Consider the following 18,798-nt stretch of genomic DNA (forward strand, 5'->3'; position numbering starts at 1 on the left):
CGGCGAGCGGGGCGGGCGGCGGCGGCCGGGGACCGCGCCGCACTACCCGCCGGCCGTGCCGGGCGGCGCGCGCCAGGAGGCCGTGAACATCCTGCACCTCGCGGGACCCGAGTTCGGGCGCGGACGCGAGCCCGAGGAACTGCTCCGGGACATCCAGGGCGACCTGATCGAACTGCGGGACGCGGGTGCTCCCGCTCCGGAACTCGTCGTCGTCTCAGGCGACTTGACCGCTTCCGGTTCGCCGCGCAACTGCGCGCAGGCGCTCGACTTCGTCACCGGGCTGCGGGCCCAACTGGGCCTCGCCCCGGGCCGCGTGCTCGTCGTCCCCGGCAACCAGGACGTGAACGAGGCCGCCTGCCAGGCGTACTTCCACACCTGCGAGGCCGACGAGGTCCGCCCGCAGCCGCCGTACTGGCCCAAGTGGCGCCACTTCAGCAGGCTGTTCGGCGAGCTGTACCAGGGGCTCGACGTCGTCTTCGGCGCCGACCAGCCCTGGACGCTCTTCCCGGTACCCGAACTGCGCACCGTCGTCGCCGGGTTCAACTCCTCGATCGCGCGCACGCACCGCCTGGAGGACCGCTACGGGATGGTGGGGCGGGCGCAGGCCGCCTGGTTCGCGGAGGCGCTGCGGCGCTACGAGGACGAGGGCTGGCTCCGGGTCGGGCTCGTGCGGCACCCGCTGCTCGCCCCGGCCGCGCACGCGGCCCCCGCCGCCCGTCCCGCCACGCGCCCCGGGACGGGCGGCGGCGAAGGGACCGGCCCGCTCCGCGACACCGAGGTCTTCCAGCGCCTCCTCGCGCCCCGGCTCCACGTGCTCCTGCATGGCCCCGGCGGCGACGGCCGGGGACAGGGCGCGGTGCCCACCCACGCCGAACTCCCGTCCGCCACAGGACCGTTGCCGCTCTTCGGTGCAGCGGGTCCGGCACGTTTCAGCCTTCTGCGCGTCGGCGCGCGGGGCGTCGAGCGGTGGGCGCCGCAAGGGGGCGGCACCACGGAAGGGGCCGGTGCCGAGCCCGCCGTCTTCCCCGTCGCATGGAGTGCGGCACCCCGCTTCCCGGGCGGCGCGGGGAACGAGGAGAACCCCGCGCGGGACGCCGCGCACTCCGACAACCGCGCCGTCAACGACCCGGGCGCGCAGCTCGCCGAGCGCGTCAAGGACGTGCTGCGCGCCCGCCGCCCCGGGGTGCGCCTGCGCGACGTACGGCCCGCCGTGCCCGAGGACCTGACGCAGGTCGTCGCGGCCTGGGACGAGGACGGCGTCGTACGGCTCCTGCGCGTCGCCGTCCAGCCCGGCACCCTCACCGACGACGACCTCGACCGCTTCCTCGCCCAGGCGCACGCCGACGACGCGGGCACCGAGGCCGAGCTGGTGTACGCGGGCGAGCGCCCCGGGCCCGGACTGCGCGAGCGGGCCGCGCGCGGCGGGGTACGGGTACGGAGCTTCCTGGAGCTGCAAGGGCTCATCGACCTGCGCGAGTACGTCGCCGCGCAGACCGCCGACCTCGCGGGCGACGGGGCGTACGCACCCGAGTTGTACCTCCCGCAGCGCTACCGCGACGAGATCCACCCGGGCGACGAGGAGGGCGAGGACCTCGTCGAGGAGATGCTCCGCCTCCTGGAGACCGACCAGGGCCGCGTGCTCCTCCTCCTCGGCAACTTCGGCCACGGCAAGACCTTCGCGCTGCGCGAGCTGGCCCGCCGCATCCCCGAACGCCTGCCCCACCTGGCCCCGTTGCTCATCCCGCTGCGCTCCCTGGACCGCTCGCACAGCCTCGACGGGCTCGTCGCCGCCCACCTCGCCAACCACGGCGTGGACGTCATCGACCTGCGCGCGCTGCGCTACATGCTCCGCCAGGGCCGCGTCGTCCTCCTCTTCGACGGCTTCGACGAACTCGTCAACCGCGTCAGCTACGAACGCGCCGCCGACCACCTGCACACCCTGCTCAACGCCGCCGTCGACCGCGCCAAGATCGTCATCAGCGGCCGTACCCAGCACTTCCGCTCCCGCGAGCAGGTCCTCACCCCGCTCGGCGAGCAGGTCGGACTCCTCCCGCAGCGCCGCCTCCTCTCCGTCGAGGGCTTCACGCCGCACCAGATCCGCCGCTACCTCACCAACTACTACGGCGACGAGACGAACGCCGCCCGCCGCTACGAACTCCTGCTCGGCGTCCCGCAGTTGCTCGACCTCTGCGCCAACCCCCGGCTGCTCAGCTTCGTCGCGGCACTCGACGAGGAGCAGGTACGGGCCGTGGCGCGCTCCGAGGGGACGCTCAGCGCCGCCCGGCTCTACGAGGACGTCTTCAGCACGTGGCTGCGCTTCGAGGAGCGGCGCGGGCAGGGCGGCCCGGGCGCGGCCCCCGGGCTGGAGCTGGACCAGCTCTGGCGGGCCGTGACGGCGATGGCGCTGCGGCTGTGGGAGAGCGGGCGCGGGAGCCTGCGGCTGGACGAGCTGACCGAGATCGTCGCGGAGACCTTCGGGCGCGGCAGCGACGGGATGCTCTTCGCGCAGGAGGCGCAGGCGGTCGGCGCGGGCACGCTCCTCATCCGCGTCGACGACGGCATCTTCCACTTCATCCACGAATCGGTCATCGAATGGCTCGTCGCGAGGGAGGCGGCGCGGCGCCTCGGCGAGGGCGACGACGCTCTCCTCGCCCGACGCGAACTCTCGCCGCTGGCAGTCGAGTTCTTCTGCGACCTGGCGGACTCGGAACGCGTCGCGGCGTGGGTGCGCCGGACGCTGGAGGGACCGGGGCAGCAATCGGGCGAGGCGGGGGCGGGCAGCGGCGAGGCGGGCACCCGCGGCCGCGCCGCCCAGGGGGCCACCGACGCCGCCCGTACCAACGCCTACCGCATCACCCGCCGCCTCCGCGTCCCCACCGACGCCGACCTGCGCGGCGTGCACTTCCCCGGCGAGGACCTCTCCGGGCGCGACCTGTCCGGCCTCGACCTCACGGGCGCCAACCTCACGGACGCCCAGCTCACCGGCGCCAACCTCTCCCACGCCGTCCTGCACGGCGCCCGCCTCGCCGGTGCCCGCCTCGACGGCGCCGACCTGCGCGAGGCCGACCTGCGCCACGCCGATCTGCGCCGCGCCCGGCTCATCGGCGCGGACCTGCGCGGCGCCCGGCTCGCGGAGAGCCGCTGGCGCCGGGCCGTCCTCATCCGCACCGAGACCGACGAAGAGGCGGCGGATTCCGAGGAGTTGGCCACCGCGACGATCGCGCCGGGGATGCCCCTGGAGACGGTGCTGCGCCCCGCCGCCGTGAGCGTCCCGTACGGCTTCAGCCGGCAGCAGGGACGGCTGCCCGAGCCCGTCGCGTACAGCCCGGACGGGGAACTCCTCGCGGCCGGCAGCCAGGACGGCAGCGTCCTGATCTGCGCGCCCGAGAACGGCGAGGCGCTGCGCGTCCTGCACGGCCACACCGACCGCGTCTACGCGATCAAGTTCCGCGACTCCGTCCTCGCGACGGGCAGCGCGGACGGCACCGTACGCCTGTGGGACCCCGTGTCCGGGCGCTGCCGGGCCACGCTCTCCGTGCACCGCGACGGCGTGTGGCCCATCACGCTCGACGCGACGGGCACGATCCTCGCCACGGGCGACGGCGACGGGGTCGTACGCCTGTGGGACACCGCGAGCGGCGCACAGCTCCACGCGCTCCCCGGGCACACGGTCCTCGTCTACACGACCGTCTTCAGCCCCGACGGACGCACCCTCGCGACGGGCGACAGGAGCGGCACCGTCCGCCTGTGGGACGTGGCGACGGGACGGCTCCTCGCGAGCCTCGGCCCGCACCAAGGACCCGTCTTCCGCGTCCGGTTCAGCCCGGACGGCGCGCTGCTCGCCTCCGCCGACGAGGGCATCGACGACCACGGCACCGTACGGATCTGGCGCACCTCCGACCAGCGGCTCCTGCACGAGATGCACGGCCACACGGGACGCGTCTACACGCTCGACTTCCACCCGGACGGCGACCTCCTCGCGAGCGGCGACACCGACGGCGGCGTCCGCCTGTGGGACCCGCGCACCGGCGTGCCGGGGCCGCCGCTGGAGAAGGGCCCGGGCGGCGTCTACCAGGTCGTCTTCGCCGACGACGGACGGCACCTCGCGGCGTGCCACGCCACCGGCGCCGTCCGCCTGTGGCAGCTCTCCGCGGGCCACGAGGCGGGCCACGAAACGGGCCACGAGGGGTACGAGGCCGTGCCCGAGCGCTTCCAGCCCACCCCGCACCAGGGCTCCGCCTGGGCCTGCCGCTTCCGCCCCGACGACACCCAGCTCGTGACGGCGGGGGACGACGGCGTCGTGCAGATCTGGGACGCGGCGACCGGCCAGGGCAAGCCGATCCTGCGCGGGCACGGGCGGCGCGTCAACGCGGTTGCCTTCGACGCGACGGGCACCCGCCTCGCGAGCGCGAGCAGCGACGGGACCGTACGCCTGTGGGACGTGCGCACGGGGCGGCGCCTGCACGAACTCGTGGGCCGGGGCGACCGGTTGATCTCCGCGGCCTTCAGCCCCGTCGGCACCGTCCTCGCCACGGCGGGCAGCACCGGGCACGTCTACCTGTGGGACGCGGACGGGGGGACGTTCCTGCGCGAGCTGGACGTCGAGACCGACCGGACCTGGGCCGAGGCGTTCAGCGCGGACGGCGAGGAGATCGCCACCGCCAACGACGACGACACGGTGCGCCTGTGGCGCCGCGCGACCGGCTCCCACGGCCTGCAACTCGACGGCCACCAGGGCCGCGTGCGGTCCGTCGCCTTCGCGAAGGACGGCTCGTCGATCGCGACGGGCTGCGACGACGGGCGCGTCCGCCTGTGGCACACGGGGGACGGCGCCCTCGCCGCGACCCTGAGCGCGCACACCGACCGCGTCTACGCGGTGGCCTTCGGCCCCGGCCTCTCCTGGCTCGCGAGCGCTTCCTGGGACGGCACGGCGGTGATCTGGCGCGACGGCGCCGCCCAGCACGTACTGCGCGCGCACACCGGCAAACTGTGGACGGCCGCCGCACACCCCACGCTCCCCCTCCTCGCGACAGCGGGCGACGACCGCGTCATCCGCCTGTGGGACCCGGCGACGGGAACGAGCGTGGCCGCCCTGACCGGCCACAGCGGCCGCATCTACTCCCTCTCCTTCAGCCCGGACGGCGGACACCTGGCGAGCGCGGGGGACGACGGGACGGTGCGGCTGTGGCGGGTGAACGGCGACGCGGCAGGCGACGCGGCCGGGGACGTGACCGTCACGGCGAGGGCCACGCTCGTCGGCGTGACGGGCGGCTGGGCGGCCTTCACCCCGGCGGGCGGCTACAAGGCGGAGGGCGAGGTGGGCGGCGAGTTCTGGCACGTGGTCGGCATGACCCGCTTCGCCCCGGGCGAGCTGGACCGGCATCTGCCGGGGGCGCGGAGGCTGGCGCGGGGGGAGGAGCTGTGAGGGGGCGGTTGTAGGGGGGGCGGTGACGGGCGCCGCGAGGCGACACGAATCCGTGTGTACGGCACAACCCTCACCGGGTTCCGGTGGTCGTCCCAGGTGGCGCCGACAGCGCGTGCGCCTCCGGCGGCAGCCGCACCACCGCGGCGTCGCTTCGCCACCAGAACGTGGGGAACGACCTCATGCGTCACCGCACCACCGTCCCGGCCCTCGCCGCGGCCCTCGCCCTGTCCGCCCTCGCCGTCCCGGTCGCCGCTCACGCGGATCAGTCACGGGGCGACATCAAGATCGCGAAGGTGGTCGTCAACGGCGGGAAAGACATCGTCCTGGGCACCACGGAGGTGAAGAAGTTCACCATCGTGGTGACCGCCGTGGACGACTCGGGCATCGAGACGGGCTCGACCCTCGCCACCCTGTGGCACGGCCCCGTGCGGAACGGTGACCCCTACGGGTTCGTCTTCCCGGAGAAGATGGCGGGCGCGTGCGTGACCTCCCCGCGCACCACGACGACGTGCACGTACACCATGAAGATCAACCCGCGCATCCACGTCGAGGACAACACCACGGCGGGGACCTGGACCGCGAGCGCCGCCGCCATGAGCTACGACGGCGACTACATCCACCGCGACAACGCCGGCAAGGCGAAGGTCCTGCGGAACTCCAGGCTGACGGTCAACGCCTCCCCGGAGCCGGTCAAGAGGGGCAGGACGATCACCGTCACGGGGGCACTGACCCGCGCCAACTGGGAGACGTACAAGTACGCGGGCTACACGAAGCAGTCCGTGAAGCTCCAGTTCAAGAAGAAGGGGTCGAGCACCTACACGACCCTCAAGACCGTCAAGACGGACAGCAAGGGCAACCTGAAGACGACCACGAAGGCCACGGCGGACGGCTACTTCCGCTACTCCTTCGCGGGGACGTCAACGACACCCGCCGTCTCCTCGACGGCGGACTACGTCGACGTGAAGTAAGCGGTACGGGGGCGAAGCCGCCGAGCACCCGGACTCACGGTGATCGCGGGGCTCGCTGGGCTCGGCGGGCTCGCTGGGCTCGGCGGTGAGAGGCTGTCGGCATGAGCGAGTCCGCGCGTCACGACCCGTCCGCCTCCCGCACGGCGCCGCGTTCGGCGGGTCCCGTACAGGTAGTCCCCAACGGGCCCGGCGGGCACATCAGTTACCTGGTCACCGGCTACGCGGAGGCGCGGCAGGCCCTCGGGGACGTGCGGCTCTCCAAGGACACGGCGGCCTTCTTCGCGGGCAAGCGTTCGAGCCGTGACCTGCACCCGGCCTTGGCGCACCACATGCTGGCCACGGACCCGCCCGAGCACACCCGGCTGCGCAGACTCGTGACCCGGGCCTTCACCACCGGGGCCGTTGCCGCGCTCCGCCCCGCCATCGCCCGGATCACGGACACACTGCTCGACCGGTGGGTCCCCGGCGAGCCCTTCGACTTCGTTGCCGGGGTCGCGGGTCCCCTCCCCGTCACCGTGATCTGCCAACTGCTCGGGGTCCCGGACGAGGACCGCCCCGACGTGCGGCGCTGGTCCGCCGAGCTGTTCGCGGCGGGCGCCCCGGAGGTCGTGGACGGGGCCTCGTACGCGCTCGCGACGTACATGAGCGGACTCGTCGCGGCGAAGCGCGCGGCGCCGGGGGACTCCCTCCTCGACCGTCTCGTCGCCGCCCGCGACGGGGACGACGCCCTCACCGAGAACGAACTCGTCTCCCTGGCTGTGCTGTTGCTCGTCGCGGGCCACGAGACCACCACCAACCACCTCGGCAACGCCCTCCTGGCCCTCCTCCTGCACCCCGCCGAGCAGGACCGCCTCCGCGAGCATCCCGACGACATCCCGGCCGCTCTGGACGAACTCCTCCGCCACGACCCACCGGTCAGCACGGCCACCTTCCGCTTCACGACCGAGCCCGTCACGCTCGGCGGCACGGACATCCCCGCGGGCCACCCCGTCCTGATCGCCCTGGGCGCCGCCAACCGCGACCCCGCCCGCTTCGCGGCGCCCGACCGCCTCGACCTGACCCGTGACGCCACCGCCCACCTCGCCTTCGGCCACGGCATCCACCGCTGCCTCGGCGCCCCACTGGCGAGGGCGGAGGCCGAGATCGCGTTGAGGGCTGTGCTGCGCCGGTTCCCCGCTCTCCGCCTCGCCGTCCCGCCCGACCACATCATCTGGCGCCGAACCCGCCTCGTCCACGGCCCGGAGTCGCTTCCGGTCCTGGGCGACGCGAGACGGTAGGGCGGCCCTCGCGACGAGACCGTAGCCCCCCTGCGTGCCGCCTGCCGTGCGGTGACCACCCGCTTCGACCGGCAGCGCGACGACGTCCTGATCGTCGACAACACGCCGGCCGCGCACGGGCGCGCGCCGTTCACCGGTCCGTACGGGAGCTCCGCCGCCCGGCCGAAGGAGCGGGCGGGCGGCGGTGATGGCGCCCGGTGCGAGGGGCACCGTCACGGGGACCGTCCGGTCACTCCTTGACGCCGGCCGACTCCACGGCCCGGTGGCGCATCGCCAGCGAGGCGGGTACGACGGAGAACACCACGGCGAGCGCCGCGCACGCCGCGACGGTACCGCCGATCTCCCGCCACGGCAGTTCCACCGGACTCCGGACCGACCGCAGGCCGAGCGCGCCCCGCATACCCGCCAGGTTCAGCCCGGCGACCAGGAGCCCGAGCACCCCGCCCACCGCGACGACCACCAACGCCTCGGCGCCGACCAGCCGGAGCACCTGCCGGCGCGTGGCCCCGGCGAGGCGCAGTACGCCAAGGTCGCGGACGCGGTCGGAGGTCGCCATCACCATCGTGTTGGCCAGCGAGATGCCCGTGTAGAGCAGGGCGATGCCGAGTACGAGGACGAAGCCGTACCGGGTGGTCCGGTTCGTCTCCGGACGACTCGCCTCCACCCACTGGGATCTCGTGAACACTTGGCCCTTCGTGCCGCTCACCGCCTTGTTCAGGGCCGCGGCCACCGCGGTGCTGTCGGCCCCTCGGGCGACCGAGACGTCCCCCCGGTCCACAGGCGCCCGGCGGGCGTTGGCGGGTGTGACGTAGACGCCGTTGTCGCCGGTGCCGACCGACATGACGGCGGCGACGCGCAGGGACTTCCTCGTGCCGTCGCCGAGCCAGACCTCGACGTGCTGACCCACCGTGTGCCGAGCCCACTCCTCGTTGACGATGATCGAGTCGTCGTCGAGGCCGGCGACCTTCCCCGCGGCGAGCGGGAGCCGCACCGTCGCCGCGAGCGGGCCCGCCTGCGCGGCGCGGGCCCCGGACTTGATCAGGGCGACGCCGTCCTCCAGGACGTACACGGCACTCGCCGCCGTCGCCGACACCGTCGCACCCCGGACCGCCTTCAGCCGCTCCACCGTCACCGGGTCGAACCCGGCGTTGCCGGCGGGACGGACCACGAAGTCGGCCGCGGTCTGTTCACGTGTCTCGGTGGCCTTCGCCTCGTTGAGCGTGGCCGTCGCGCCCAGCAGGGAACCCGCGAGGGCGACGGTGACCAGGACGGGCGCCGCGATCGCGGCGGTTCTGCGGACCCCGGCCGCCGCGTTCTCGCGGACCAGCATGCCGGTGGCGCCCGGCAGTTGGGCGGGCAGCCAGGCGATCAGCCGGGTCAGCGGGCGCACCAGGACCGGGGCGAGCAGTGCGACCGCGGTGATCAGCAGCATGGGGCGGCTGACGTACGTCTTGCGGTGCAGCAGGTCTCCCGGATCGCCGGCCAGTGCCATGACCAGCGACACGACGGCGGTCAGCAGCAGGCCCGTTCCGCACAGTCGGCGGCCCCAGGTCATCGCCCCGCTGTCCACCGCGGCCTCGCGCAGCGCCTGCGTGGGGCCGGTGCGGCCGGCCCGCCAGGACGCGGCGACCACGCCGAGCAGCGCGACGAGCAGCCCCGCCCAGAACGCCATGTGGTACGGCCAGGTGTAGTCGCCGATGGTGAACCAGCGCGGAGCAAGACCGCCGTCCACCACCCACGCCGCCAGGCGCGGTGCGCCGTACGCGCCGAGGACACAGCCGGTCGCGGAGGCGAGGACGCCGACGCACAGCGCCTCCGCGAAGACCATCCGCCGGATCTGGCCCGGTGTGGCGCCCGCGGTGCGCAGCAGCCCGAACTCCCGGCGCCGCTGGGCGACCGCGAAGGCGAAGGTGGACGCCACCACGAAGACGGACACGAAGGCGGTGACCCCGCCCGCGGTGCCGAACATGGCGTTCATCGCGGTCAGCGCCTCGCTGTCGCGGTCCGGATCGGCGTCGGCGCGGCGGCGGCCGGTGCCGGTGAGCACGGTGACCCCGCGGTCGCCGGCCACCGCCGCGCGTACGGCGCCCGTGTCGAGGTGGCGCGCGTCCACCACCAACTGCGTACTGTCAGGTGATAGTTCGGCGGCGCGCTCGTCGGAGTAGAAGACGGCGTCCTCGAAGCCGCGCGGGACCAGGTTGCCCACGACACTCATCGTGCCCCGGTCCGTGTGGATCGTGGCGCCGGGACGCGCCCAGTCGCCGGTGACGACGACCTCGGCGCCGGTGCGCGGCGCGCGCCCCGCGGAGAGTTCGTACGGTGCGAACGCGGCGGTCGACCACGGGTGACCCACCAGGTCGCCGGGCCCGCCCTTCGCCCGCACGGCGAAGGAGCGGTCGGGGACGACCCGGCCGAGCTTCGCCAACTCCGCCACGGCCCGCGCGGGCACCGGCCGCGGCTCGGCGAGCGTCTGGGTACGGTCGCCGATCGGCGTCGGCACACGCAGGGTCTGCTGCCCCTGGACGACGACCGGCGCCGCGGCGAACCGCTCCGGCTGCCGCTCGGGGGCGTCGACCGAGGAGGCGAGCGCCAGGCCCATCACAGCGAGCAGCGCCACGCCCAGGGAGAGCGCGACGAAGCTGCCGACGAAGGTGACCCAGCGGGTGCGCAGCGTGCACAGGGCGACGCTCAGCACGTCACGGCCTCCAGCTTCGTCATCCGGGCGGCGATCTCGTCGGCGCTCGCGCCGATCAGTTCGCCGTTGACGCGGCCGTCGACCAGGAAGACCACGCGGTCGGCGCAGGAGGCAGCCATCGGGTCGTGGGAGACCATGAGGATCGTCCGGCCCTCGTGGTCGACCATGGAGCGCAGCAGGGCAAGCACCTCGCGGCTGGTCCGCGAGTCCAGGGCGCCGGTCGGTTCGTCTCCGAACAGCACGTCGGGGCGGGTGACCAGGGCGCGGGCCAGGGCGACGCGCTGCTGCTGTCCACCGGACATCTCGCTGGGCCGGTGGCCCGCGCGCCCGCCGAGCCCGACCTGGTCGAGGACCTCACGGACATGCGACTTGGGCACCCGCTTGCCGGCCAGCTTGAGGGGCAGCGAGACGTTCTGCTCCGCCGTCAGCGACGGCATCAGGTTGAACGCCTGGAAGACGAACCCGATGCGGTCCCTGCGCAGCAGCGTCAGCTTCGTCTCGCTGAGCCGGGTCAGTTCGGTACCGCCGATGGTGACCGATCCGGACGTCGGCCGGTCGAGACCGGCGGCGCACTGCAACAAGGTCGACTTGCCCGACCCGGAGGGGCCCATCACCGCGGTGAACGTGGCTCGGGGAAAGGAGAGCGACACCTGGTCGAGTGCCGTCACGGCACACTCACCGGCCCCGTATCGCCTGCTGACGGAACGCAAGCGGATCGCGTCGTTGTTCATGAGTCCCCACTCGTTCGAGGTCGGCCCTCCGAGGCCCACGGCCAGGAGGAGTTCGGAAACGGCGCCGCTCACCGGCGTGGGGGCATGGGGACGACGGTGCGCGGGACCGCGATGAAGCGCCGGAGGAGGACGGCGTGCGGTCCGCACCGGACGATCGACCCGAGGGGCCCGCTCGGTGGAGCGCCGGCGGCGGTCCCCGGCGCGGGGAAGAGCGGGGCGCGCGACGAGGATGCCGAAAGCGCCGTGCGACGGCACGTGTTCCGCGAGCCAACCTGTCATCGGAGCGCCGCCACCCTTCGTTTTCGCGGTGGTTCCACACCACCGCGCGGGGGTGCTCCGGCGCAGTGCGGCAGGGGCGAGACTTCGGGTAGGGCCAGGCATACCCCCGCCCCTCCGGCCGGCTGTCGCCGCTCAGCGGGGTACGGGCCCGGCCGCCCGACGCCGGCCGCATCAGCGCGTGGCCGGCGGCCTGGGTGTCCGGCCCCCCGGGGTAGGTCCTGCCCTACCCCGGACCCGGTATCTGGGCCCCTGGCCCGTGGGGGAGCCGACTTCTACGGTGCTGTCATGCACCCTCGCAATGTGTGGCAGGCCATGTCGCGGCCGGGATACCTGTGTTCGGCCTGGCCCTGGCGCAGCGCCGCCTACCTGGGTACCGGCGCGCCCGCCGGAGCCGTCGCCCTGGTGGGGATCGCGATCCTCGCGGTCCTGGGCGGGGCCCTCGCCGTCGTACTCGTGGGGCTGCCGCTGCTCGTGCTGACGGCGCTCGCGGGCCTGCCGGTGGCCTGGGCGGAGCGGCGCAGGCTCGGCCTGGTCGACCTGGACCCGGCACCCGCGCGGCACCGGGTGCCCGCCGCCGGGGGACTCCGGGTCTGGCTGACGACGCGGCTGCGCGAGCAGGCGACCTGGCGCGAGCTGGGCTACGCGCTGCTGTTCGCGGTCCTGCTGTGGCCGGTCGACGCGCTGGCGGTCACCGTGGCCCTGCTCGTCCCCCTGTCCATGGTCGCCACCCCCGTGATGATGGCCACGGTGGGCGGCGGCGAGGAGGCCAAGGTCCTCAAGCAGTGGACGGTCACCACGTGGCCCTCCGCGTCGGGCTTCGCCGTTCTGGGCGCTGTGCTGGTGGCCCTGGGCGCGTACGTGCTCGGGACCGCGGCCGGTGCTCGCGCCGAGCTGACCCGTCTGCTGATCGCCCCGCGCGACGCCGACCTGGGCGTCCGGGTGGTCGAACTGGCGCGCTCCCGCGTCCGGTTGGTGGACGCTTTCGAAACGGAGCGCCGGCGCATCGAGCGCGATCTGCACGACGGGGCCCAACAGCGCCTCGTGGCACTCACGATGACCCTCGGCCTGGCCCGCCTGGACGCTCCCGACGGGCCCCTCGCCGAACAGCTGGCGCGCGCCCACGAGGAGGCCGGGAAGGCGCTGGCGGAGCTGCGCGAACTGATCCACGGCATCCATCCCAAGGTGCTCGCCGACTACGGTCTGGAGGCCGCCGTCAACGATGCGGCCGACCGCTCGCCCGTTCCCGTCCATGTCGACCTCGACCTGCCCGGACGGCTCTCGCAGTCGGTGGAGGCCGCCGCGTACTTCGTGGTGTGCGAGGCGCTCGCCAATGTCGCCAAGCACAGCGGCGCGGACCGCGCGCGGGTGTCCGGCGGCTGGGCCGGAGGACGCCTCGCCCTGCGGGTGCGCGACGACGGACGCGGTGGCGCGGACGCGCGCGGAGGCAGCGGCCTGACCGGACTCGGGGACCGGGTGTCGGTTCTCGATGGCAGACTCTCCCTGTCCAGCCCGCCGGGCGGACCGACCGAACTGAAGGTGGAATTCCCTTGCGAGCTGACCGGTCCGGCCGCTCCCTGCGCGTAGTCCTGGCCGAGGACAGCGTGCTGCTGCGCGAAGGACTCATCGGTCTGCTGGACCGCCTCGGGCACGAGGTGGTCGCCGCGGTGGGGGACGCCCCCGCACTCATCGCGGCCGTCGAGGAGCACACGCCGGACATCGTCGTCACCGATGTGCGGATGCCGCCCGGTTTCCAGGACGAAGGGCTGCACGCCGCCGTCCGGCTGCGGGAGAAGCGGCCCGCGCTGCCGGTGCTCGTCCTCAGCCAGTACGTGCAGCGGACCTACGCGGGGGAGCTGCTCGACTCCGGCGACGGTTCGGGCGTCGGCTATCTGCTCAAGGACCGGGTCGGCCAGGTCGAGGAGTTCGTGGACGCCCTGTGCGAGGTCGCCGAGGGCGGCACCGTCGTCGACCCCGAGGTGGTGCGTCAGCTGCTGCGGCGCCGGCGTGACCCGCTGGAACGGCTCACCCCGCGCGAGCGCGAAGTCCTGGCCCTGATCGCGGAGGGCAGGTCGAACGGGGCGATCGCGCGTGAACTGGTGGTGTCCGAGGCGGCCGTCGGCAAGCACATCAGCAGCATCCTCACCAAGCTGGACCTGCCGCAGGCGGACGAGACGCACCGCCGCGTCCTCGCGGTCCTCGCCTACCTCCGGGCCTGAGCCGCGGCCAGCCGGACGGCGGCGACGCATCGCCTGAACGACGAAAGCCCAGCTCAGACACCGTCTGAGCTGGGCTTTCCGTGGAGCCCCCTGTCGGATTCGAACCGACGACCCACGCTTTACAAGTTGTCCGTTCGGATTCCGGGGGTGTCCGGGGCTGTCCGCTGCCACGTGGGCGCCGCAGCTCAGACGGAGACTCGGACGCCAGCGCGGCCGGGCGGACATCCTCGGAATCGAGCGTAAGTGAGACGGAGACTGAGACGCTGCGTCGTCCTCGCCGAGGACCGCGAAGTTCAGCGCCTCCTCCTGCGCGGACGGACGTCCCCGGAATCGAGTGCGAGTGAGACCGGGACTGAGACCGCTGGGCGGCGGTCCACCCGCGTCGCTCCCCTGCAGTGGGGTACCGAGCGCACGTGTGCCAAGCTGGGAAGACCACCCTAGGGAAGTGAGGAGCTTGATGGCGGAGACCGCGCGAGAGATCGCGGAGGAGCTGCGCGAGCGCATCCGGAGCGGTGCTCTGCGGCCGGGGGCGCGCCTGCCCGGCGAACCGGCCCTCGTGAAGGAGCACGGGGTGGCGAAGGAGACCGCACGGCGGGCGCTCATGCTGCTGGTCTCGGAGGGGCTCGCCGTGCGACGGAAGGGTAGCGGCACGTACGTACGCGAGTTCCAGCCCATCCGGCGGGTCGCCAACAAACGCCTGTCGGCCGAGGGGTGGGGTGCGGGCCAGTCCATCTGGAGCGCGGACGTCGGGGACCGCCCGATGCAGGTGACGGACCTCCGCGTGTACGAGACAGCAGCCCCGGACGATGTCGCGCGGGTGCTCGGCCTCGACGACGGAGCGGAGGTGGTGGTGCGCGACCGTCTTTTCAAGGTGGAGGGGGAGCCGGTTCAGTCGGCTACCTCCTACCTGCCGAGCGACCTTGTGCGCGGCTCCGCGATCACCCAGGAGGACACGGGCCCGGGTGGTACGTACGCCCGTCTCGCCGAGATCGGTGCGAAGCCGGTCCGGTTCGTAGAGGAGCTGCGCTCGCGCATGCCGAGCAGGGAAGAGACGGAGCGGCTGCGGCTCAGCGAGGGCACGCCCGTGGTGGAGATCTACCGCACCGCCCTGACGGAAGAGGGCCGCGCCGTGGAGGTCAACCGGATGCTCCTCGACGCCAGTGTCTACGTCATGGAGTACCGCATCACGGGCTGACCTGCGAGGAAGACCACCAGGGGACTCGCCGTCGCGAGTCCCCTTTTCCACGCCCCCTGGACCTCCCTAGGGATGTGTGCTTCTATATCCCTAGGGAGGTCGCGCGGCCCGGACTCCGAAAGGGGACTGTTCGGCGTGCGCACCTCTCCAGGGGCCCGGGACAGAGCGGGCCGAGGGCGCCGGGGTCCTTTGCATTCACCCCAGGGCTGAGACCGAAAGGTCACGTCTCATGTGCCTGAAACGGGAGCGCGCTCCCGAAGAGACCGCACCACCTTCCCCGTCCCGACTCCGCGAGGAGGCCGGATGTACCCACCACGTCGATTGCCCTCGGCGCCGCTCGCGCTGGACCCGTACGAGCGGTAACGCCCTTCGCGTCACCCCGCCGCACACACTGCTTTCCGGCTGCGGCGGCCGGCTGCCTCTCCCCCTCGTCCCGCCCGCTGTGGCGGTACGAGGGGGAGCGCGGGGAGCCGGTTCGTCCCCTCTTCTCATCTGTGAGGTTCTGATGGCTGCTGTACAGCTCATCTCGTTCGGCTACCTGCACGGCGCTGCCCCGGCCGCTCACCTGACCGTGGACCTGCGGGCCCACTTCCGCGACCCGCACGTCTCGCCCGAGCTGCGGTACATGACCGCCGCTGACGCTCTCGTCCGGGACGTCGTCCGGTCCACCCCCGGCATCCGCGGCCTGGTCGCCGCCACGGCCCGCGCCGTCACTGCCTTCGCCTCCGGCCCGAGTGCGGGGGAGGTCACCGTCGCGGCCGGTTGCGCCGGGGGACGCCACCGCGCCCCGACCTTCGTGCTCCTGCTCGCCGAGCGGCTGCGGGCCGAGGGTCACGAGGTCAGCGTCACGCACCTGGATCTGAGCCTCCCGGTCGTCGAGCGCTGAGCGCTCCCCGCAGCACAGCCCCGATGGTCGACGGCCGGGTTCGACTCCCGGCCGGGGCACAGGTCGCCATCCGCGACCCGCACGCACAGCGCGTGCGCTTCGTTTCCGCAAACCGGCGCACCCCGGAGTAGCCGCTCCGGGGTGCTGTCGGGTCGCGCCTTCTACCAGGGAGACCACGACCCATGCACATCATCCACGACCCGGAGCCCTCCTGGGCCGACCTCGCCAGGATCGAGCGGGAGATGCCCGCCATTCAGGCGGAGATCCTGCTGCTCGACGCCGAGATCGCCGTCCTGGACCGTGCGCCGTCCGAGCTGGACCGCCAGCGGCTGCGGCGGGCCCACAACCGCGTTCTGACCGAGCGCCGTGCGCTGGCGAACTCCGCCGCGCGGCAGGTCGGCGGTGCGGCGTGACGAGCCTGTGCATCCGAGACCTGGCCCCGGCGCTCACCGCTCTGCGCGCGCTCACGCTCGACCGCCCCGATCTTCCCGCGCCCCGCGTGGACTTGACCACCGTCTACCCGGACCGGGTCCACCTGGCCTTCCACAACGACCTCGCCGGTTTTGAGGCGTGGCGCGAGGCGCTCGGCATCGACCCGTACACGGTTACCTGGGCGCGGTCCGGGCAGACCTCGTGGCTGACCGCCAGCAGCAAGTACGCAGGTGCCTCGGTGAGCCTGACCGGCTTCTTCCTGCTGGGCGAGTGCACGGGCTCCGGCGAGCCGGAGACGGAGCGTGCCGCATGAGCAGCCCGATCCCGCCCCTGCCGCCGTCCGATGAGATGCTCCGCGACCACCGCGGCAACCTGCGTGCGCGTGCCGACATCGGCTTGTCGTACGGGCAGGCCCGTCTCGGTCTGGCCTTCCACGAGTCGGCTCACGCCGTCGTGGGTCTGTCCGTGGGGATGCGGGTGCTGACCAGCGAGGTCATCGCCTGGTCGCCGCGCCCCGGCACGTGGTCGGTCACCGGGAACACCGTTCACGAGTGGGACGGCGCACCGGGCTGGGAATTCGCCACGGTGGCCGCCGCAGGCGCACAGGCGCACGTCGAGTACCTGCGCCGGTACGGGCTGTGGACGCCCGGGCGGGCGCTCGACTGCGCTGCCGAGCACGACCGCGAGTTGGCAATCGACACGCTCGCAGACCACGGCCTCCTGCTGGGCCGCGACCACACCCCGCCGGGCGGGCGCTCCTGGGCCACCGTTCAGCGGATCGCGCGTCGCACGGCGGTGGGTCTGTGGCCGGCGATCCGCACGGTCGCCTTCGCGATGGACCAGCGCACCCGGCTGACCGGGACCGACATCACGGACCTCTTGGGCCCGCTGCTCCGAGGAGGCGCGGCATGACCACCACCACGCAACCGGCAGGCCGCCGCCTGACGAAAGCGCAGAAAAGCGTCCTCGGTATGGCGTTCGTCCCGATGATCGGGACGGGTGTCATCGGGGCGCTCGGCACGTTCAGCAACATCAGCCACGCCTACGGCACCGGCACGGCGCTCGGGGCGGTCGGGGCCGGCGAGGGCGCCACCATGGTGGCCGCGCTCGTGCTCCTCGGCCTGACAATGATGGGGCAGTCCTCGCCGAAGGTGCTGCGGATCGGGCTGTGGCTGCTGCCCGCGATGGCCGCGCTGATGGCGGCCTCGGCGGCACCGGACGCGGCCCGCACCGTCATCTACGCCGTGACGCCGATGGGCATGACGGCGGCGGCCGAGGGCATGGCATTCCTCGCCCGGCGCATCGTCGTCCACACCGAGGGCCACGACGCCGAGGCACAGGCCCGCGCGGCGAAGGTGATCCGCTCCCTGGCCTACCACCGCGCGCGGGCGGCGAACCACCCCAACGCCCGGGTCCAGAAGCGCTCCGAGAAGCTCTCATGGCGCCTGGCCCGCAAGGTCGGGGCCGGGGACAGCATCACGACGGACGGCCTCCTGACCGTCCAGCGCGAGCGCACCGTGGCCGCCGCCACCGACGCGCTCACCGAGATGTTCGCCCTTCCCGCCGTCACACCCCCTCGTGACGCCGCCTCGCCCGCCGCACTGCCGACGAGCACGGAGGCTCGGGACGGCGTGCCGCGTCACACCGGAGACACGCAGGTCAACCCGGAGGCGGCGGGTTCCAAGGACGGCGAGCGTGACGCCCTCGACGCCACCGCGACGGGCCACGCGCCGTACGAGCTGCTTGGTCCGTCGCCGGCTCCGGAGCTGGGGCCCGTGACGCTCGCCGACATGGCGCTGATCGCGGGTGTCCCGCTCCCCGAGGCGGGTTCGAGCCTCACGGACGAACAGCTCCTCGTCGTCCTGCGGTGGCTGCGCTACTCGGAGACCCCGCCCCTGTCCTACCGGCAGGCGGCGACCGCCTTCCGCGTGCAGGGTTTCGTCGGCGGCGAGAGCCGCGTGCGGGCGGCGTGGACGGCGCTCATGGCCCAGGAAGAGAGCACGTCATGAGCGTGGGCCGCGCCACGAACGCCGTCGTCTTCACCTTCGGGCCCGGCCTCGCGGTCGCGGTCGGCTGGCTGCTTTCGACGTACGGGGTTCCCGCGCTGCTCCTTCTGAGCTGTTCGCTGTCGGTGGCCTCGTCCGCCACGTGGCTTCTCTCCCGGCTCACCGAGGGCAGGGCTCAGGTGCGCTCGCGTTGCGCAGCGCCGGGATGCGACTTCCAGGTGAGCACGCGCGGCGTGGACGCCGCCGAGGCCCGGCGGTGGCAGGAGACAGCGGCGGACCATCCCCTTCACCGCTACCGCAACCCCCGGCCGTGACCGGCCTCCGGCCCGCCGCGCTACGAGCGGCGGGCCGCCAGCAGAAAGCCCGGCCACACACCTTCCACAGCCGTGACCGGGCTCTACTCCGCGAAGGAGCGTACCCAGCATGACGGACACCGTGGCGCCCCCGGAAGTCACCGAGGCGGCGCCCCCTCCCGAACAAGCCACCCCCACCTCGACCCCGGTCACGGAGTCCGCCGGGGAGCACACGCCGGGCGGCTGGCCCGTGGTGCCGCTCGCCTTCTCCGGCGCGAACACCGCCGTGAGCACCGTCGCGGCAGCGAGTCTCGCCGGCGGCCCGGTCGGCCTGGCCGTGGCGGCCACCGGCCTTGCCGCCCTTGGCGTCGCGGCCTCCCGCGCCGCCTCCCGCG

The 18,798-nt window shown here is 73.6% G+C and carries 14 protein-coding genes and 1 pseudogene; 13 read left to right on the forward strand and 2 right to left on the reverse strand.

The genetic code is table 11. From position 1 onward, the window contains the following. Positions 1 to 82 precede the first annotated feature (82 nt). The 3 genes from G3I42_RS15455 (at position 83) to G3I42_RS15465 (ending at position 7,670) form a co-directional block, all read left to right on the forward strand. A complete protein-coding gene (locus G3I42_RS15455; RefSeq protein WP_343244553.1) occupies positions 83 to 5,425 on the forward strand; it encodes a pentapeptide repeat-containing protein in 5,343 nt (1,780 codons plus the stop codon). Between the two features lie 179 nt (positions 5,426 to 5,604). Next, positions 5,605 to 6,393 (forward strand): calcium-binding protein, encoded by a 789-nt coding sequence (locus tag G3I42_RS15460; protein ID WP_164286370.1) that lies wholly within the window; start codon positions 5,605 to 5,607, stop codon positions 6,391 to 6,393. A gap of 101 nt (positions 6,394 to 6,494) precedes the next feature. Then, a complete protein-coding gene (locus G3I42_RS15465; RefSeq protein WP_164286372.1) occupies positions 6,495 to 7,670 on the forward strand; it encodes a cytochrome P450 in 1,176 nt (391 codons plus the stop codon). 229 nt (positions 7,671 to 7,899) lie between these two features. Here the strand turns inward: G3I42_RS15465 and G3I42_RS15475 are convergent, their stop codons facing one another. Together G3I42_RS15475 and G3I42_RS15480 are read right to left on the reverse strand one after the other, a co-directional pair. Then, a complete protein-coding gene (locus G3I42_RS15475) occupies positions 7,900 to 10,365 on the reverse strand; it encodes an ABC transporter permease (protein WP_164286374.1) in 2,466 nt (821 codons plus the stop codon). Further along, positions 10,359 to 11,096: an ABC transporter ATP-binding protein gene (locus G3I42_RS15480; RefSeq protein WP_164286389.1), complete on the reverse strand. Its 738-nt coding sequence runs from the start codon at positions 11,094 to 11,096 to the stop codon at positions 10,359 to 10,361. Before G3I42_RS15480 ends, G3I42_RS15475 begins: the two co-directional genes overlap by 7 nt. A gap of 591 nt (positions 11,097 to 11,687) precedes the next feature. Between G3I42_RS15480 and G3I42_RS15485 the strand changes: the two genes are divergently transcribed. The 10 genes and pseudogenes from G3I42_RS15485 to G3I42_RS15530 all read left to right on the forward strand — a co-directional run. Next, on the forward strand, positions 11,688 to 12,959 hold the full coding sequence (locus tag G3I42_RS15485; protein WP_164286392.1) for a sensor histidine kinase: 1,272 nt from the start codon (positions 11,688 to 11,690) through the stop codon (positions 12,957 to 12,959). Continuing rightward, positions 12,923 to 13,591, forward strand: coding sequence for a response regulator transcription factor (locus G3I42_RS15490; RefSeq protein ID WP_164286376.1), 669 nt, complete (start codon positions 12,923 to 12,925; stop codon positions 13,589 to 13,591). Before G3I42_RS15485 ends, G3I42_RS15490 begins: the two co-directional genes overlap by 37 nt. A 457-nt stretch (positions 13,592 to 14,048) precedes the next feature. Next, a complete protein-coding gene (locus G3I42_RS15495; protein WP_164286378.1) occupies positions 14,049 to 14,786 on the forward strand; it encodes a GntR family transcriptional regulator in 738 nt (245 codons plus the stop codon). Between the two features lie 505 nt (positions 14,787 to 15,291). Then, positions 15,292 to 15,672: an RNase adapter RapZ gene (locus tag G3I42_RS15500; RefSeq protein WP_164286380.1), complete on the forward strand. Its 381-nt coding sequence runs from the start codon at positions 15,292 to 15,294 to the stop codon at positions 15,670 to 15,672. Between the two features lie 182 nt (positions 15,673 to 15,854). Next, entirely contained in the window at positions 15,855 to 16,085 is a 231-nt protein-coding gene (locus G3I42_RS15505; RefSeq protein WP_164286382.1) for a DUF6284 family protein, read from the forward strand. Next, complete coding sequence (locus G3I42_RS15510) at positions 16,082 to 16,417, forward strand: hypothetical protein (protein WP_164286384.1); 336 nt, start codon at positions 16,082 to 16,084, stop codon at positions 16,415 to 16,417. The genes G3I42_RS15505 and G3I42_RS15510 overlap by 4 nt, the downstream gene beginning before the upstream one ends. After that, on the forward strand, positions 16,414 to 17,016 hold the full coding sequence (locus G3I42_RS15515; RefSeq protein WP_239096473.1) for a hypothetical protein: 603 nt from the start codon (positions 16,414 to 16,416) through the stop codon (positions 17,014 to 17,016). Before G3I42_RS15510 ends, G3I42_RS15515 begins: the two co-directional genes overlap by 4 nt. Then, positions 17,013 to 18,113 (forward strand): hypothetical protein, encoded by a 1,101-nt coding sequence (locus G3I42_RS15520; protein ID WP_164286386.1) that lies wholly within the window; start codon positions 17,013 to 17,015, stop codon positions 18,111 to 18,113. The genes G3I42_RS15515 and G3I42_RS15520 overlap by 4 nt, the downstream gene beginning before the upstream one ends. Further along, the gene (locus G3I42_RS15525) at positions 18,110 to 18,424 is read left to right on the forward strand and encodes a hypothetical protein (protein WP_164286387.1); all 315 of its coding nucleotides are present in this window, start codon (positions 18,110 to 18,112) and stop codon (positions 18,422 to 18,424) included. Before G3I42_RS15520 ends, G3I42_RS15525 begins: the two co-directional genes overlap by 4 nt. A gap of 109 nt (positions 18,425 to 18,533) precedes the next feature. After that, positions 18,534 to 18,798 (forward strand): annotated as a pseudogene (locus tag G3I42_RS15530) (hypothetical protein); the annotation flags it as partial.

The organism is Streptomyces sp. SID11385 (assembly GCF_010548245.1).
Classification (GTDB): Bacteria; Actinomycetota; Actinomycetes; order Streptomycetales; family Streptomycetaceae; genus Streptomyces.

What these genes read in the sequence shown, in the direction of transcription:
- G3I42_RS15465 (WP_164286372.1), top strand. Translation starts at nt 6,495, where the DNA reads ATGAGCGAGTCCGCGCGTCACGACCCGTCCGCCTCCCGCACGGCGCCG.
- G3I42_RS15485 (WP_164286392.1), top strand. Translation starts at nt 11,688, where the DNA reads ATGTCGCGGCCGGGATACCTGTGTTCGGCCTGGCCCTGGCGCAGCGCC.
- G3I42_RS15500 (WP_164286380.1), top strand. Translation starts at nt 15,292, where the DNA reads ATGGCTGCTGTACAGCTCATCTCGTTCGGCTACCTGCACGGCGCTGCC.
- G3I42_RS15480 (WP_164286389.1), bottom strand. Translation starts at nt 11,096, where the DNA reads ATGAACAACGACGCGATCCGCTTGCGTTCCGTCAGCAGGCGATACGGG.
- G3I42_RS15495 (WP_164286378.1), top strand. Translation starts at nt 14,049, where the DNA reads ATGGCGGAGACCGCGCGAGAGATCGCGGAGGAGCTGCGCGAGCGCATC.
- G3I42_RS15460 (WP_164286370.1), top strand. Translation starts at nt 5,605, where the DNA reads ATGCGTCACCGCACCACCGTCCCGGCCCTCGCCGCGGCCCTCGCCCTG.
- G3I42_RS15525 (WP_164286387.1), top strand. Translation starts at nt 18,110, where the DNA reads ATGAGCGTGGGCCGCGCCACGAACGCCGTCGTCTTCACCTTCGGGCCC.
- G3I42_RS15505 (WP_164286382.1), top strand. Translation starts at nt 15,855, where the DNA reads ATGCACATCATCCACGACCCGGAGCCCTCCTGGGCCGACCTCGCCAGG.
- G3I42_RS15520 (WP_164286386.1), top strand. Translation starts at nt 17,013, where the DNA reads ATGACCACCACCACGCAACCGGCAGGCCGCCGCCTGACGAAAGCGCAG.
- G3I42_RS15515 (WP_239096473.1), top strand. Translation starts at nt 16,414, where the DNA reads ATGAGCAGCCCGATCCCGCCCCTGCCGCCGTCCGATGAGATGCTCCGC.